Origin of the sequence: Streptomyces sp. CA-142005 (genome assembly GCF_050942335.1) — a bacterium.
Taxonomy (GTDB): domain Bacteria; phylum Actinomycetota; class Actinomycetes; order Streptomycetales; family Streptomycetaceae; genus Streptomyces.
Map to the genome: position 1 here is coordinate 806,400 of NZ_CP192078.1, position 16,284 is coordinate 822,683.

Sequence of the window (16,284 nt, forward strand, 5' to 3'; positions counted from 1 at the left end):
GGAATCATCCGTGCGCCGGTGGCCGGGTGTTGCAGGTCACATTCGCCCGTGTCACAGGGGGTCGTACTCCCCCGTCTCAGGGTGTGCAGCCACTGACGACCGCGAAGGAGCACACCATGGACGCACGACTGAACTACTTCGCCAGCCCGACCGCCGGCAAGGCCCTCAAGTACTTCATGTCGGCCGGCAAGGCGCTCAAGGAATCGCCGCTGCCGGCCACGACGCAGGAGCTGGTGGCACTGCGCGTGAGCCAGATCAACGGCTGCGCCGTCTGCATCGACATGCACACGAAGGAGGCTGCCGCTGCCGGTGAGACCTCGGTGCGGCTGAACCTGGTGGCGGCGTGGCGGGAGGCCACGGTCTTCACCGAGGCCGAGCGTGCCGCGCTGGAGCTGGCGGAGGAGGGGACCCGGGTCGCGGATGCGGCCGATGGGGTCAGCGATGACGTGTGGGCGCGCGCCGCCGAGCACTATGACGAGGAACAGCTCACCGCCCTGGTGATCCTGGTCTCCTTCATGAACTCGGTGAACCGGCTGAACATCATCACGCGGCAGCCGGCCGGCAACTACGAGGTCGGGCAGTTCCACTGAGAGGTGGAGGAGGATGTCGCCTGGTGGGGGCCGAACCGAAGACGTCGGCGTCGGCTTCGTCAGGCCGCTCGGTGCCGACTTCCGAAGGGCATCGGCAACTGGCTCGGGGTTCGGCTACGGCCCCCGAGCCCCAGAGTTCAGTGACGTTGGCCTGGCCTGCCGGTGGTCCGGATGATCACCGGAAGAGGCCTGCGTCGACGAGCACGGCAGGGTGGGTGGCTTCAAGAGAAGGGTGAGTCGGCGTGAGCAAGGTCGAGGAGTTCGAGGAGCTGCGGCCGCTGCTGTTCTCGATCGCCTACCGGATCCTGGGCAGTGTGGGTGAGGCCGAGGATGCGGTGCAGGAGACATGGCTCCGCTTTGACCGCTCGGCGACGCGGCCCACGTCGGCCAAGGCTTTCCTGTCGGCCGCGGTGACACGGATCTCGATCGATGTGCTGCGCTCCGCTCGGATGCGGCGGGAGGCGTACGTAGGTCCGTGGTTTCCCGAGCCGCTGCTGAGCGATCCGTATCTGGATCCGGCAAGGTCGGTGGAACTGGCCGACTCGGTGTCGATAGCGGCGTTGTTGCTGCTGGAGCGGCTCAGTCCGCTGGAGCGGGCGGTGTTTGTGCTGCGGGAGGTGTTCGCCTTCGGGTTCGACGAGGTCGCCGCGGCTGTGGGGCGTTCGGAGGCGGCGTGCCGGCAGTTGGTGGTGCGGGCACGGCGGCATATGGAAGCCGGGCGGCCGCGATTCACAGCGGATCGTGAGGAGCGGCAGGAGCTGGCGACGCGGTTCTTCGACGCGCTGAGGGACGGCGACGTGGGTGGGCTGCAGGATCTGCTGGCCGCCGATGTGCAGCTGGTCGGGGACGGCGGCGGCAAGGCCCCACAGCTGGCCAAGGCCGTCACGGGCGCGGAGAACGTGGCCCGGCTGCTGGGCACGGTCTTCCCATTGATGAGCCGGATCGACGTGACGTTCGAGCCGCACGAGATCAACGGCCAGCCCGGTGCGATCTTCCGCGACCGGCACGGCAAGGTGCTCCACACCCTGGCCCTCGATGTGCACGACGGGCAGATTCAGACCATCCGCGCGGTGATCAATCCCGACAAGCTCGGTCATATCGGGGCCCTCGCCGACGCCTGGGCCATCGACCGCGAGGTGAAGCAGGCCCGCCGGCAGCCGAACTGACCACACGAATTGGTCAACGCCCAATCGTTCACCGGCAGCTCAGGTCATCGGCCGCCGGGTCGGCCACGAGTCCGGCGCAGGCCGGAACGGCTCACCGAACAGAGGCCCCCCGAAGTTACAAAAGCCGTTGGGCCATTGGAAGGAGTCGAGGCGGCGAGACCGCCAGGAGCGTCACGGCCCGGTCGGCTGCTTTTCGCTGCTCGCAACGTGATCCCCAGCCGGGACAGGGCCGGTACCCGGCTCCCTCCGGCATCGATGGTCCATACAAGCGAGAGTTACGGATATATCTGTGCTTTGTAACAGGAAACGGTTCATTCGTCCCATTTCGTGGCGAAGAGCCACAGTGTGGGACCTCGGCACCGAGCCGGGAATGTCGGATTGCACACCGGCCCTGACCAGGTCGGTGCGCATGCACGAACGTGAGGTGACAGATTCATGTCTGTTTCTCGTACGACGATCCGCCTGCTCGCCACCTGTGTGGCTTCGGGCGCCCTCGTCGGCGCGGCCGCCATGCCGGCCCTGGCCGCTGGAAGCGACCATGACCGGGACAACGGGAGGAGTTACTCGCACAGCTACTGGAGCGGCCACGACCACGACGGTCGCTTCGGCGACCGGGACCGTTGGGACCGGGACCGGGACGGCGGTTGGCGCTGGGACCGTGACCGGGGTTGCTGGGTCCGGGACTGGGGCTGGCATCGGGACCACGGCTGGCACCACGGCTGGCACCACGGCTGGTACGGCGACCGGCACTGGGATCACGACCGCTACTTCGGCCGCCGTTGACCACCTTGGAGGCTGTGCTGTGACGCGGAGGGCAACCACCCCCTCTGCCGTGTCCCCATAGCCGAACCGGCCACCACATCCTGCTGGGGGGCCGAAGGCCGCTGCTTGCGGCCTTCGGCCCCCCAGCGCTCGTCTCAGGCGCCAGCCCGCCGTGCCATGGAGCGGGGCCAAGCGGTAACCGCCAGCCGGATGAAGGAGACATGGCCTAACGTGGAATGACTCGGTCAGCGCTCGGGCCTGGCTGGTCGTCGAAGACGAGGCTGCGCGGTCGTTCCTGGCAGGGTGATGCCCGCGGTTGCGATGTCCCACCAAACCCCGGCCGCGGCCCGTCTGGCGAAGTCCTCCGCAGGAGCCCCGAAACAGCAGCCGGCGGACGCGCTGCTGCCGGACGTGCTCGCCCACATCCCGGTCCCGGCGCTCGCGGGGCTGCCGCTGATCCCGTGTCGCCTGCCGGACAGATCCGCCGCCGACCGGCGAGGAGCCGTTTCGCCTGTCCGGCGTGCTCAGGTGGGGTACGCGGTGAGAGCGGCGGTGGAAGGACCGAGTGATGCGCCGAGCAGAGCAGCACCCGGAGCGAGAGGGCCGTGCGCAGGACGTCGCGTCGGCTCCGAGCGGGCTGATGGACCTGCTGGGCGTCGCCGCGGTGCTCCTGGAGGCCGACGGGCGGATCGACATGTGGAGCCCGCAGGCCGAAGAGCTGTTCGGCTACACCCGCGGCGAGGCGGCCGGGCAGTACGCGGCGCCGCTGCTGCTGCACCCCGAACACCGCGAGGCGGCGATCACACTGTTCGCCGAGGTGATGGAGACCGGCAGCAATTGGGCCGGGGCGTTCCCGATCCGGCACAAGGACGGCACCACCCGCATGGTCGAATTCCGCAACATGCGGCTGACCGACAACGTCGGCGACCACTACGCCCTCGGGCTCGCCATCGACCGGGCCACCCTGCGGCACGTGGAACGCAAGGTGGCGCTGTCCACGCGGCTGGTCAGCCAGGCCCCGATCGGGCTGGCCGTCCTCGACACCGACCTGCGCTACCTGGCCGTCAACCCGGCACTGGCGAAGATGCACGGCGTTCCCGTGGCCGACCACATCGGCCGCCGTTTCCACGACATCCTGCCCGGCACGTCGTTCCGGGGCGCGGAAAGCACGATGCGGCGGGTCCTGCAGAGCGGCGTTCCCGTCATCGAGCAGCAGGTGACGGGCCGGACGTGCGCCGTACCGGACGACGACCACGCCTGGACGGTGTCGATCTACCGGCTGGAGGACCACCACGCGGACGTGCTGGGCATCGCCAACGTGGTGGTGGACGTCACCGACCGGTACCGAGCAGCCAGGAAGGCCGACCGGGCCCAGCAGCGCCTGCGCCTGGTGGCCAACGGCTCGGCCCGCATCGGCACCACCTTGGAGGTGGAACGGACCGCGCAGGAACTGGCCGATGTCGTTGTGCCCGGCCTGGCCGACATGGTCGCGGTGGACCTGCTGGACTCCGTCCTGCGGACGGGCCGCGCAGAGCTCGGCGAGGGCCCTCCGCTGTTCCGTGCGCTGGCGGTGAAGACCGCCTATCCCACGGACGCGGCCCAGGCAATCGTTCCGCCCGGCCGGCTCACCACATACCACGCCGACCACCCGGCGGCCCACTGCGTCCGCACCCGCGAGCCCCATCTGATCACCCACCTGGGCAGCGGCGACCACGCCCGGATCGCCGCCGACTCCACGGCCGCCCGCCTGCTCGCCCATGCCGGCGTGCACACGGACATGGCGGTCCCGCTCATCGCCCGGGAACAGCTCATCGGCGTCATGGGACTGGCCCGTGCCCGCAATCCCCTGCCCTTCGACGAGGACGACCTCGCCATCGCCTGCGAACTCGCCTCGACCGCCGCGTTGAGCATCGACAACGCCGTCCTGCACCAGCACATCCGCAGCGCCGCCGAAACCCTCCAGCGCAGCCTGCTCCCGCAGCTCTCGCCTCAGCACCCCGGCCTGGAGGTCGCCGCACGATACCGGCCCGCGCAGGCTTTCAGCGAGGTCGGCGGCGACTGGTACGACGTCATCGCCCTGGACGGTGACCGCACCGCGCTCGCCGTGGGCGACGTCATGGGCAGCGGCATCCCGGCCGCCACCGCCATGGGCCGCCTGCGCACCGCCACCTCCACCCTCGCCGACCTCGGCCTCGAGCCCTCCCGGATCCTCACCCACCTCGACAAGATCACGCACGGTTTGGACCCGTACATCGCCACGTGCGTCTACGCGGTCTACGACCCCCACCGCGGCCGGTTGCAGATGGCCTCGGCCGGTCACCTGCCGCCGGTCCTCATCCGGGCCGGCAGACCACCGGAACTCCTCGATCTGCCCACCGGCACTCCGCTCGGAGTCGGCGGCGTTCCCTTCGAGACGACCACGCTCGACCTGGAGCCCGGTGACCAGCTCGTCCTGTACACCGACGGGCTGGTCGAAACCCGCAACGATCCCATCGACGAGCGCCTCAACGATCTACTGCGCCAGTTGTCCGTGCCGTACCGCTCCGCGGAGGAGACCTGCGGCCGGCTCCTGGAGCAGCTCCGGCACCCCGCCAGCCACGACGACGTCGCCCTGCTCATCGCCCGGGTGCAAACCAGTTGATCGTCGGCAGACCGCTGCCGCATGGCGCAGGGCCTCACGCAGGCGGCGTGGCTTCTTGGAACCGGAGGAACAGCGGGGTCGCGGGCGGCAGGAACCCGTCCAGGGATGTCACCTGCGCCGCGATCCGGGCCGCGGCGTCGGGGATGAAGGGCCGCAGCTCCTCGGCGAGGACACGACACCCCGCGACCAGGGCGGACAGGACCGCGTCGAGGCGTTCGCCCGCAGCGGCATGGCCGTGGCGTTCCGCTCGGGCCAGCTCCCAGGGCCGCGTGACATCGATGCACCGGTTGGCCTCCTCCACGATGTCCCAGGTGGCGCCCGTGGCACGGCGGAAGTCGAAGTCGGCGAGCGCCGCGTCGATCCGGGCAGGAGCCTTCGCGCACACGTCCAGCAGCGTCGACACGGTGAACCGGTCGGTGCCGAGCAAGGGCACCGCCCCGCCCCGGTAGCGGTGGACCATGGTCACGATGCGGTGGACGAGGTTGCCAAGGCCCCCCGCGAAGTCCGCGTCGGCCCGCGCGATCAGCCGGTCCGGGGTGAAGTCGGCGTCCCCGACGCGGGGGACCTCACGCAGCAGCCACCAGCGCACCGCGTCGGTGCCGTACGCGTCGGCGAGGGCGACCGGGTCGACGGTGGTCCCGCCGGATTTGCTGATCTTGCGGCCGTCGACGGTGAGGTAGTCGTGGACGAGGATGTCGGTGGGCAGCGGCAGACCGGCCGACAGCAGCATCGCCGGCCAGTACACGGCGTGAAAGCGCACCACACCCTTGCCGATCAGATGGGTACGGCGCTCGCTCGTCACCCACCACTGCTCGTAGGCGGGGTCGTCGGCGCCGTAGCCGAGGCTGGTGACGTAGTTGCCCAGCGCGTCCCACCACACATAGACGACCTGGGTGGGGTCACCGGGCACGAGGATGCCCCAGCCGCGGGCACGGGTGTGGGAGCGGGAGACGGAGAAATCGTGCAGACCGCCCGCGATCAGGGACAGGACCTCGTTGCGGCGGGCGGCGGGTTCGATGCGCAGGGTGCCGTCGGCGATCAGCTCGTGCAGCCGCCCGGCGTGGCGGGACAGCCGGAAGAACCAGTTCTCCTCCGCCACGAGCTGCGGCTCGGTGCCGTGCTCGGCGCAGCGCCCGTCGACCAGTTCGGCCTCGGCGTAGAACTGCTCGCAGCCGACGCAGTACAGGCCTTCGTAGTGCTTGCGGTACAGGTCTCCCGCCGCCGCGCACCGGCGCCACAGCCGTTCGACGCCGACGCGGTGGCGCGGGTCGCGGCTGGTGCGGATGAAGTCGTCGAGCGACAGCGCGAGCGGGCCCCGCAGGGCGGCGAACGCCTCGGCGTTGCGGTCGACCAGCGACTGTACGTCGATGCCCTCGGCCTCGGCGGCCAGTACGTTCTTCAGGGAGTTGTCGTCGGTTCCGCTCAACAGGCGTACGTCGTCGCCCCGTTGGCGGCGGTGCCGGGCCAGGGTGTCCGCCTGGACGAGCTCCAGGGCGAAGCCCAGATGCGGGCGCGCATTGACGTACGGGATCGTCGTGGTTATGTAGTGGCGGGGTGCGGTCATCGGAACCTCCTGTCAGGGAGACGAGGCCCGGTCCGCACAACCACGTCGAGGCCCCGTCCCCGGGGCCTCGGATTCGTCACGCGTCCATGCTCAGCAGCCCCGTCGACGGGGCATCATCCGATGCTGCGGCCAAGGCGTGATCATGAGGCCGATGCTAGCAACCGGGCCTGCGGGCCGGCATTCGGTTTTCGCGGGGCAACGGGCTGCGCGACGGGGCGGCTCGGGCGGCGCAGTGGCCGGATCCTCGACGGCCGGACACGGGTTCGAGCCCAGCCCTGCTCTGGGCTACGTCCGTGGGCAACGGCAGGCTCTGCGGTGGTGCAGGCCGAGGGCGCACAATGGGTGCATGGCTGGTCGCTGGCAGTTCTGGATCGACCGTGGTGGCACTTTCACCGATGTCGTGGCGGTGACCCCGGATGCCGAGGTGGTCAGCCGCAAGCTGCTGTCGGAGCAGCCTGAGGCGTACCAGGACGCGGCAGTCGCCGGTATCCGTCAGATGCTGGGCCTGGAGGCGGACGAGCCGATCCCGGGCGACCGTATCGAGGTGGTGAAGATGGGCACCACCGTCGCCACCAACGCGCTGCTGACCCACACCGGCGAGCCGACCGTCCTGGTCGTCACCCGGGGCTTCCGGGACGCCCTGCGCATCGCCTACCAGAACCGCCCCCGCATCTTCGACCAGCAGATCCTGCTTCCGGAGGCCCTGTACGACCGGGTGATCGAGGTGGAGGAACGGGTGGGCGCCCACGGCGAACTCGTCCGCCCGCTCGACCTGGACGCCGCGCGCGAGGCGCTGGCCGCGGCGCACGCGGACGGGTTCCGCAGCGCCGCGGTGGTCTTCCTGCACGGCTACCGCTATTCCGCGCACGAGGCGGCCGTCGCCGAGGCGGCCCGCGTCGTCGGCTTTTCGCAGGTCAGTTGCTCGCACGAGGTGAGCCCGCTGATCAAGCTGGTACCGCGAGGCGACACGACCGTGGTCGACGCCTATCTCTCCCCCATCCTGCGCCGTTATGTGGACCAGGTGGCCGCTGAGCTGAACGGTGTGCGACTGATGTTCATGCAGTCCGGGGGCGGCCTGCGCGAGGCGGGCCGCTTCAGGGGCAAGGACGCCGTGCTGTCCGGCCCGGCGGGCGGGGTCGTGGGCATGGCGCGCGCCGCCACCGGCGCGGGCCATGCCCGGGCCATCGGCTTCGACATGGGCGGCACCTCGACCGACGTGTCCCACTACGCGGGCGAGATCGAACGGGTCCTGAGCACCCAGGTGGCCGGAGTGCGGATGCGGGCACCGATGACCGACATCCACACCGTCGCCGCGGGCGGTGGCTCGATCCTGCACTTCGACGGGATGCGCTACCGCGTCGGTCCGGACTCGGCCGGCGCCGACCCCGGACCCGTCTGCTACCGGCGCGGCGGTCCGCTGACCGTCACCGATGCCAACGTCATGCTCGGCCGCATCCAACCCGCCTTCTTTCCTCGGGTGTTCGGCAAGGACGGCGACCAGCCGCTGGACGAGGCCGCGGTCCGTGCCCGCTTCACCGAGCTGGCCGAGCAGACCGCCGCCGCTACCGGAAAGCGCCACAGCCCGGAGGAGGTCGCGGCGGGATTCCTCGACATCGCCGTGCTCAACATCGCGAACGCGGTGAAGAGGATCTCCGTCCAGCGCGGCCGTGACATCACCCGCTACGCGCTGGTCGCCTTCGGTGGCGCGGGCGGCCAGCACGCCTGCGCGGTCGCCGACCGGCTCGGCATCGACACCGTTCTGATCCCGCCGCTCGCCGGTGTGCTGTCCGCGTACGGCATCGGGGTGGCGGACGCGGTCGCGCTGCGCGAACGCTCCGTCGAGGCAGCCCTCGACCGGCCGGAGACGGCAACCCGCGTCGAGGCGGTGCGCGCCGAGCTGGAGGAACAGGCACGCACCCAGCTGCGCGAGGACGGCGTACCGGACGCCACCGTCCGCACGGCCGCCCGCGCCCTGCTGCGCTACGAAGGCACCGACTTCTCGCTGCCCGTGCCACTGGGCCCGGCCGACGACATGCGGGCCCACTTCGAGCACGACCACCGCGACCGCTACGGCTTCACCATGGGCAAGCCGCTGGTCGTCGAGGCCGTCGAGGTCGAGGCCACCGGTTCCTCCGGCCCGCGCACCGCCACGCCGACCGTCCCGCCGCCGCGGACCGACGCGCTGCAACCGGCCGACACGGTACGGATGTTCGCCGAGGACCGCTGGCAGCCCACCCGGCTGTACCGACGCCGCGACCTGCGTCTCAGTGACAGCGTCGAGGGCCCGGCGATCATCGCCGAGGCCGATGCGACGACGGTCGTCGACCCCGGCTGGCGGGCCGCGGCCGACGAGCACGGCGACCTCGTCCTCACCCGCTCCCGTCCCCGCCCGTCCCGCACGGCGGTCGGCACCACCGTCGACCCGGTGATGCTGGAGGTCTTCAACAACCTGTTCATGTCCATCGCCGAGCAGATGGGTGTACGGCTGGAGAGCACCGCCCACTCGGTCAACATCAAGGAACGCCTCGACTTCTCCTGCGCGGTCTTCGCCCCCGACGGCAGCCTCATCGCCAACGCTCCCCACATCCCCGTACACCTGGGCTCCATGGGCGAGTCCATCAAGGAGGTCCTGCGCCGCAACCAGGGCTCGATCCGCCCCGGCGACGTCTACGCCATCAACGACCCGTACCACGGCGGCACCCATCTGCCCGACATCACCGTCGTCACTCCGGTCTTCGACGAGGCGGGCGAGCGGCTCCTCTTCCTGGTCGCCTCGCGCGGCCATCACGCCGAGATCGGCGGCATCAGCCCCGGATCCATGCCCGCGTTCAGCACCGTCATCGACGAGGAGGGTGTGCTCTTCGACAACTGGCTGCTGATGCGCGGCGGGCACTTCCGCGAGGACGAGACCCGCCACCTGCTCACCAGCGCCCGCCATCCCTCACGGGACCCGGACACCAACCTCGCCGACCTGCGCGCGCAGATCGCCGCCAACGAGAAGGGCATCCACGAACTGCGCCGTGTCATCGACCAGTTCGGACTGGACGTCGTCCACGCCTACATGGGCCACGTCCAGGACAACGCCGAGGAATGCGTACGCCGCATCATCGCCACCCTGGACGACGGCGAGCACCGCTACGAGACCGACAACGGCGCCGTCATCCAGGTCGCCCTGCGCATCGACCGCGAACAGCGCGGCGCCGTGCTGGACTTCACCGGCACCTCACCCCAGCAGCCCGGCAATCTGAACGCGCCCACCTCCGTCGTCATGGCAGCCGTGCTGTACGTCTTCCGTACCCTCGTCGCCGACGACATCCCGCTCAACAGCGGCTGCCTGAAGCCTCTCGACGTGCGCATCCCCGCCGGCTCCATGCTCTCCCCCGCCTACCCGGCCGCCACCGTCGCCGGAAACGTCGAGACCTCGCAGGCCGTCACCGGCGCCCTGTACGCCGTCCTGGGCGCCCAGGCCGAGGGCTCCGGCACGATGAACAACGTCTCCTTCGGCAACGACCGCTTCCAGTACTACGAGACCGTCGCCTCCGGCGCCGGCGCGGGCGAGGACTTCGACGGCGCGGATGCCGTGCAGACCCACATGACCAACTCCCGCCTGACCGACCCCGAGACCCTGGAGTGGCGCTACCCGGTGCGGGTGGAGGAGTTCCGTATCCGCGAGGGCAGCGGCGGGGACGGCCGCCGGCATGGTGGGTGCGGGGTGGAGCGCCGCATCCGGTTCGCCGAGCCGATGACGGTCGCGGTCGTCTCCGGTCACCGCCGTGTCCCGCCCTACGGCATGGCCGGCGGCGCACCCGGCGCCCTCGGCGAGAACCTGATCGAGCGCGCCGACGGCAGCACTCATCGGCTGCGCGGCTGCGACACGGCGGACGTCACCGGGGGCGACCTCCTGGTGATCCGCACCCCCGGCGGGGGCGGATACGGACCCCCCGACGGCACCTCGCCCGCCCAGTGACGCTCAGAGGCTCGCCGGAGTCACCCGCCGATGTGCGTGCTTGTTTCCGTCAGTCCCCGGGGCGTCGGTTCACCGAGGCGCTCGGCCAGCTGGAACAGGGCGGGCAACGCCTCCTCGACAGCCGTCCGGGCGCTGTCGTCGAGCGCGGCGAGGGCCGCGTCGATGCGCCGTTCGTGGGCCGCGGTCCAGGCGGCGAGCCTCTCCCGTCCCGCATGAGTGAGGGCTACGACGGCGACACGGTGGTCGGCCGGGTCCACCTCACGTGTGACCAACCCGGCGGCGATCATCCGGCCGATCAGCCCGCTGACCGTGCTCTGCGCCAGGCACAGCCGGGCGCCCAGGTCGCTGACCCGTGCCGGCGAGCGTTCGCTGAGCACCTGCAGCAACTCGACCTGCGCCATGGGCAGGGTCTCCCACGGGTAGTCGGTGCGGATCGAGGAGCGCAGCGCACGCCGCAGCCGGCTCACCGCCTCGGTGAGCAGCCGGGCCATCGGCTCCCCTGCGACGGGACCGGGAGACAGCGAGGCAACCTCGCAATCAGGCTGCGCGGCCATGGAACAAGGGTAGTGCGGGGCACACCCGAAAACCGTCCGGCGCGACGCGCTCTACGGCATCCGGGCCACGAAGCGTCGTGGTGGCTCGACAATGTCCTCAGGGGATCGGGACCCGGATCCGGTCGGATCCGATCCGGACCGGAGACGTCACGCCGTGTGAAAGGGTTGTCATGCAGGTAGCCGTGGTCACCTTCGACGGGTTCAACGAGCTCGACAGCTTCATCGCGTCCGCGCTGGTCAACCGGTGCCGTAAGGACGGCCTGGAGGCCTTCATCACGACGCCGACACCCGTGGTCACGTCGATGAACGGCGTCGAGGTGACCGGGCAGCGCCCGATGGAGTTCGTGACCGAGGCCGACGCCGTGCTGATCGGCAGTGGCGTGAGGACACGCGACGTGGTCGCCGACGACCGGCTGTTGTCCATGCTGTCGCTCGACCCCGCGCGGCAGCTGATCGGTTCGCAGTGCTCCGGCGCGCTGGTGCTGGCGCGTCTCGGCCTGCTGGACGGCATGCCCGCTTGCACGGACCTGAAGAGCCGGCCCTTTGTCGAAGCCTTGGACGTCACCGTGCTGGACGCGCCGTTCCACGCCGAGGGGAACATCGCCACGGCGGGCGGTTGCCTGGCGTCCGAGTATCTCGCCGCGTGGGTGATCACCCGCATGCTCGGGGAGGACGCCGCGCGCGACGTCATCGGCTACGTCGCACCGGTCGGCGAGAACCAGGAGACGGTCGAGCGCGCCATGCGAGCCACCCACGCCGGCCGGCTCCTCCAGCGCTGACGCCCCGCGGTCAGCCTTCCAGGCCGGCACAGTCCTCGTTGCCACGACGGCAGGGCAGTGGCAGTCCACGGGCCTCAACTCGAGCGGCGGATACCTCGCGTTCACGCAGGCGGCGCCGTCCCGGCTGTACGTGCTGCCGGACGCCGGGACAGCGTCTTCCGCAACGATGATCACGGCCTCAGCCGGCGTCAGCCGGGCCGGCTGGGCATGCCGGGCGTGGTCGGCGTGGGTGTGGCGGCCGACCCCGGCAATGCGGACGTGGTCCGGGTGACGGCCAACGCTTCCGGCGACCACGGCTACGTGCTGCGCAGCGACGATGGCACTTGGGCCACACCGCCCGCGCGCAGCCCCGCGCCCCGGGGGTCTCGCGATCGGACCGCATGCCGATCACCTCTTTGCCTTATATCGTGAAACGAAGTGGTCAATCTTCCCAAAGCTGTCGAATCGGCTCATCGGGTCTGCCCGCGTGTGGGGGCTGGAGCCGTGTGCGACCCGTCCCGAGGAGGACGCGATGACGGACGTGGCGAGCAGGCGGGACGTGGGTGAGCGGCCTGTGGTCCCGGAGCGGGTCATGACGCTCACGGTGAACGGGCGGTCGTACGCCCTGCGGATGGACACGCGGGTCACCTTGCTGGACGCCCTGCGGGACCGGCTGGGCCTGGTGGGCACCAAGAAGGGCTGTGACCAGGGCGCCTGCGGCGCATGCACCGTCCACGTGGACGGCCGTAGGGTGCTGGCCTGCCTGACCCTGGCGGCGCAGGCCGAGGGCCGGGAGATCACCACGATCGAGGGCATCGCCGACGCCGACGGTCCGCACCCGGTGCAGGAGGCGTTCATGGAGCACGACGCGTTCCAGTGCGGCTTCTGTACGCCGGGACAGATCATGTCCGCGGTGGCGCTCATGACCGAGGGCAGGGCCGGCTCGGACGAGGAGGTCCGTGAGTTCATGAGCGGAAACCTCTGCCGGTGCGGTGCCTATCCCAACATCGTCGCGGCGATCCGCGAGGCGGCCTCCCGGGGAGGTCACGATGCGCGCCTTTGACTACGTCCGGGCCACCGACACGCGCGAGGCGGTGCGATTGCTGGCGGAGGATCCGGCGGCGTCCTGCCTCGCGGGCGGTACGACACAGCTCGACCTGATGAAGGACGGAATCCTGGAGCCGCCGCGGCTGATCGACATCACCCGGCTCCCGCTGCACGGCATCGAACGACGCGGTGAGTCGCTCCACGTGGGGGCCCTGGCCACGATGGAGGAACTGGCCGCCGACGCCACGGTGACCGAGCGCCTGCCCATGGTGCGCGAGTCCCTCCTGCAGGGCGCGTCGGTGCAGTTGCGCAACATGGCCACCATCGGCGGCAACCTGCTGCAGCGCACCCGCTGCCGTTACTTCCGCGACCCCGCTGTCGGCGAATGCAACAAGCGCACGCCGGGTTCCGGCTGTGCCGCGGTGCAGGGCGCGGCACGTATGCACGCCGTGCTCGGCGCGAGCGAGCGGTGCATCGCGTTGCACGCGTCCGACCTGGCCGTAGCCCTGGTGGCGCTCGACGCGGTCGTGCACATCCAGGGTCTGTCCAAGGCCCGCACCGTGCCGCTGACGGAGTTCTACCTGACGGCCGACGACAACCCCCAGCGCGAGAACGTCCTGGAGCACGCCGAGCTGATCACCGAGGTCGAGATCCCGCTCCCGCCGCCGGCCGCCCGGTCGGGCTATCTGAAGGTCCGCGACCGGGCGTCGTACGAGTTCGCCCTCACCTCGGCCGCGGTGCTGCTCGTCGTGGCGGACGGCACGATCCGTCAGGCCCGGGTCGGCCTCGGCGGGGTGGGCACGAAACCCTGGCGGGCCTACGAGGCCGAACACGTGCTGACCGGCGCGTCCGCCACGACGGCCACGTTCCAGGACGCGGCCGAGGCGACCATGCGCGACGCCTTCACCGTCCCCGGAACGGCGTTCAAGGTGCCGCTCGCCCGGCGCACCCTGGTGCGCGAGCTGCAGACCGTCTCAGGAGTGACCGCATGAGCACCGTGGAAAGCAGGCCTCGGGTCGGCGCGGGCGTCAACCGGGTCGACGGCCCGCGCAAGGTCACCGGCACCGCCCCGTACCCGATGGACTTCAGTGTCCCCGGCCAGGCCTACGGCGCCCTGGTGCAGAGCACCGTCGCCGCGGGCCGGATCGTCCGCATCCACACCGAAGCGGCCGAAGGCGCCCCCGGCGTGATCACCGTCCTCACCCACGAGAACGCCCCGAAGGTCGGCGCTGGTCCCGTGACGGTCCTCGGAGCGTCGCCTCCGGCACCGCTGCGCAACGACCGGATCGTCCACCACGGTCAGCACATCGCCTTCGTGGTGGCCGAGACCCCGGAGCAGGCCGGCGCGGCGGCGCGGCTGGTGCGGGCCGACTACGAGGCCACGGAGCCGCTGCTGGACCTTCAGGACCCGCGGGCCGAACAACTCGTCGACCCGTGGGGGACGGACACCTCGCGCGGCGACCCCGCCGCGGCGCTGGAGTCCGCCGAGGTGAGCCTTCGGGCCACGTACACCACGGCGGACAACACCAACAACCCGCTCGGCCTGTTCGCCACCCTGGCCGTGTGGGAGGGCGACACCCTCACCGTGCACGACACCAGCCAGTGGCCGTCGATGGTGCGCACCACCCTCGCCATGGTCTTCGGTATCCCCGAGAGCTCGGTACGGGTCCTGGTGCCCTACGTCGGCGGGGGCTTCGGCGCGGGGCTGCGCGCGTGGCCGCACGTGGTCCTCACCGCCATGGCCGCCCGGATGATCAAGCGACCGGTCAAGCTGGTGCTGACCCGGCCGCAGATGTTCACCTCCATCGGGCACCGGCCCAGTGGGGTGCAGTGGCTGAGCGTCGGCGCCACGCGCGACGGCGCGCTGGTCGCCCTGGACCACCGCAGCCTCAGCTCCCTGAGCATGGAGGACAGCGACTATGAGCCGTTCGCGTCGGGAACCGCCTTCGCCTACCGGTGTCCCAACGTGATCACACAGGACCGGCAGGCCCGGCTCAACATCGCCGTGCCGACGTCCATGCGCGCCCCGGCCGAGGCGCAGGGCAACTTCGCGCTGGAGTCCGCGCTCGACGAGCTGGCGCGCGAACTGCGCATGGACCCCTTGGAGCTGCGGCTGCGCAACCACACCGACGTCGACCCGCGCAACGGGCTGCCCTGGTCCGGCAAGGCCCTCCTGGAGTGCTACGAGATCGGCGCGCGACGCTTCGGCTGGTTCGACCGCAATCCCGAGCCGCGCTCCATGCGTGACGGCAACTGGCTCGTGGGCTACGGCATGGCGAGCGCGTGGTTCCCCTATTTCGCCCAGCCCTGTGCCGCGCAGGCCACTGTCAACAGGGACGGCAGCGCGCTGGTCCGCAGTGCGGCGACCGACATCGGCACCGGCACGTACACCGTCATGGCCCAACTGGCCGCCGAGGAACTGGGCCTGCCCCTGGACCGGGTCCGCTTCGACCTGGGCGACTCCGACATGCCCAACTCGATGATGGCGGGCGGTTCCGGCCTCACCGGCGCGCTGGGCAACGCCGTGCACGACGCCTGCCGGCGACTGGTCCGCTCCCTGGCCGAACTCGCCTGCGGCGACGCCGACTCGCCCCTGCTGGGCTGTTCCCCGGACGACGTGGAGTGCACCGACGGCAGGATCCACCCCGCGGGCCGCCCGGGCCTCGGGGAGTCCTACGCCGACATCCTCGCCCGGCACGGGCTGTCCGAACTCACGGCGAACGGGAACAGCACACCGCCCGTCCCCACCGAGCTGGGCATGTCCCTCGCCGGCGCGTACGGCGCGAAGTTCGTGGAGGTCCGGGTCGACGCGGACCTCGGCCTCATCCGGGTGGCGCGCGTGGTCTCCGTGATCGACGGTGGCCGCATCCTCAACGAGAAGACGGCGAGGAGCCAGATCATCGGCGGGACGATCGGCGGCATCGGCATGGCCCTGTTCGAGGACACGGTCACCGACCCGCGCACCGGGCGCATCGCCAACGGCACGTTCGCCGACTACCTGGTCGCCGTCAACGCCGATGTTCCGGACCTGGACGTGGTCTTCGTCGGTGAGCCGGATCGCGGTACCGCCACCGGCACCAAGGGCGTCGGCGAGGTAGGCCTGGTCGGCATCGCGCCCGCGATCGCCAACGCCGTGTACCACGCCACCGGCAAACGCATCCGCGAGCTGCCGATCACCCTGGACGCCATGCTGTGAGCGGCCGTCGACACGACGTTGTCGTCGTGGCCGGGTGTG

At 70.8% G+C, this 16,284-nt stretch carries 11 protein-coding genes; 9 read left to right on the plus strand and 2 right to left on the minus strand.

The genetic code is table 11. The features are described from left to right. Positions 1-116: 116 nt before the first annotated feature. From ACQPXS_RS04105 to ACQPXS_RS04120, 4 genes are all read left to right on the plus strand, one after another. Positions 117-590 carry a carboxymuconolactone decarboxylase family protein gene (locus ACQPXS_RS04105; RefSeq protein ID WP_433446991.1) on the plus strand — a complete coding sequence of 158 codons (474 nt, stop codon included), beginning with the start codon at positions 117-119 and terminating at the stop codon, positions 588-590. A gap of 242 nt (positions 591-832) precedes the next feature. Continuing rightward, the gene (locus ACQPXS_RS04110) at positions 833-1,756 is read left to right on the plus strand and encodes an RNA polymerase sigma-70 factor (protein ID WP_433446993.1); all 924 of its coding nucleotides are present in this window, start codon (positions 833-835) and stop codon (positions 1,754-1,756) included. A gap of 435 nt (positions 1,757-2,191) precedes the next feature. Then, positions 2,192-2,539: a hypothetical protein gene (locus ACQPXS_RS04115; RefSeq protein ID WP_433446995.1), complete on the plus strand. Its 348-nt coding sequence runs from the start codon at positions 2,192-2,194 to the stop codon at positions 2,537-2,539. A gap of 547 nt (positions 2,540-3,086) precedes the next feature. Further along, on the plus strand, positions 3,087-5,159 hold the full coding sequence (locus ACQPXS_RS04120; RefSeq protein ID WP_433446997.1) for a SpoIIE family protein phosphatase: 2,073 nt from the start codon (positions 3,087-3,089) through the stop codon (positions 5,157-5,159). A 34-nt stretch (positions 5,160-5,193) separates the two neighbouring features. Here ACQPXS_RS04120 and ACQPXS_RS04125 read toward each other — a convergent pair whose 3' ends face one another. Continuing rightward, on the minus strand, positions 5,194-6,723 hold the full coding sequence (locus tag ACQPXS_RS04125) for a methionine--tRNA ligase (protein WP_433446999.1): 1,530 nt from the start codon (positions 6,721-6,723) through the stop codon (positions 5,194-5,196). A gap of 346 nt (positions 6,724-7,069) precedes the next feature. On the opposite strand from ACQPXS_RS04125, the gene ACQPXS_RS04130 reads away from it, so the two are divergent. Continuing rightward, entirely contained in the window at positions 7,070-10,690 is a 3,621-nt protein-coding gene (locus tag ACQPXS_RS04130) for a hydantoinase B/oxoprolinase family protein (RefSeq protein WP_433447001.1), read from the plus strand. 20 nt (positions 10,691-10,710) lie between these two features. Here the strand turns inward: ACQPXS_RS04130 and ACQPXS_RS04135 are convergent, their stop codons facing one another. Further along, positions 10,711-11,244: a MarR family winged helix-turn-helix transcriptional regulator gene (locus ACQPXS_RS04135; RefSeq protein WP_433447003.1), complete on the minus strand. Its 534-nt coding sequence runs from the start codon at positions 11,242-11,244 to the stop codon at positions 10,711-10,713. A gap of 170 nt (positions 11,245-11,414) precedes the next feature. Here ACQPXS_RS04135 and ACQPXS_RS04140 point away from each other — a divergent pair, with 170 nt between their 5' ends. The 4 genes from ACQPXS_RS04140 (at position 11,415) to ACQPXS_RS04155 (ending at position 16,245) form a co-directional block, all read left to right on the plus strand. Then, positions 11,415-12,023 carry a DJ-1/PfpI family protein gene (locus ACQPXS_RS04140; protein ID WP_433447005.1) on the plus strand — a complete coding sequence of 203 codons (609 nt, stop codon included), beginning with the start codon at positions 11,415-11,417 and terminating at the stop codon, positions 12,021-12,023. 511 nt (positions 12,024-12,534) lie between these two features. Further along, positions 12,535-13,065, plus strand: a complete 531-nt coding sequence (locus ACQPXS_RS04145; protein ID WP_433447007.1) for a (2Fe-2S)-binding protein — start codon at positions 12,535-12,537, stop codon at positions 13,063-13,065. Next, entirely contained in the window at positions 13,052-14,041 is a 990-nt protein-coding gene (locus ACQPXS_RS04150; RefSeq protein WP_365333996.1) for an FAD binding domain-containing protein, read from the plus strand. Before ACQPXS_RS04145 ends, ACQPXS_RS04150 begins: the two co-directional genes overlap by 14 nt. Beyond that, positions 14,038-16,245, plus strand: coding sequence for a xanthine dehydrogenase family protein molybdopterin-binding subunit (locus tag ACQPXS_RS04155; protein WP_433447009.1), 2,208 nt, complete (start codon positions 14,038-14,040; stop codon positions 16,243-16,245). The genes ACQPXS_RS04150 and ACQPXS_RS04155 overlap by 4 nt, the downstream gene beginning before the upstream one ends. The last annotated feature ends 39 nt before the right edge of the window (positions 16,246-16,284 follow it).

Bases quoted from the DNA above. Each gene is read 5' to 3' on its own strand.
- ACQPXS_RS04105 (WP_433446991.1), top strand. From the start codon at position 117: ATGGACGCACGACTGAACTACTTCGCCAGCCCGACCGCCGGCAAGGCC.
- ACQPXS_RS04115 (WP_433446995.1), top strand. From the start codon at position 2,192: ATGTCTGTTTCTCGTACGACGATCCGCCTGCTCGCCACCTGTGTGGCT.
- ACQPXS_RS04120 (WP_433446997.1), top strand. From the start codon at position 3,087: ATGCGCCGAGCAGAGCAGCACCCGGAGCGAGAGGGCCGTGCGCAGGAC.
- ACQPXS_RS04125 (WP_433446999.1), bottom strand. From the start codon at position 6,723: ATGACCGCACCCCGCCACTACATAACCACGACGATCCCGTACGTCAAT.
- ACQPXS_RS04130 (WP_433447001.1), top strand. From the start codon at position 7,070: ATGGCTGGTCGCTGGCAGTTCTGGATCGACCGTGGTGGCACTTTCACC.
- ACQPXS_RS04135 (WP_433447003.1), bottom strand. From the start codon at position 11,244: ATGGCCGCGCAGCCTGATTGCGAGGTTGCCTCGCTGTCTCCCGGTCCC.
- ACQPXS_RS04140 (WP_433447005.1), top strand. From the start codon at position 11,415: ATGCAGGTAGCCGTGGTCACCTTCGACGGGTTCAACGAGCTCGACAGC.
- ACQPXS_RS04145 (WP_433447007.1), top strand. From the start codon at position 12,535: ATGACGGACGTGGCGAGCAGGCGGGACGTGGGTGAGCGGCCTGTGGTC.
- ACQPXS_RS04150 (WP_365333996.1), top strand. From the start codon at position 13,052: ATGCGCGCCTTTGACTACGTCCGGGCCACCGACACGCGCGAGGCGGTG.
- ACQPXS_RS04155 (WP_433447009.1), top strand. From the start codon at position 14,038: ATGAGCACCGTGGAAAGCAGGCCTCGGGTCGGCGCGGGCGTCAACCGG.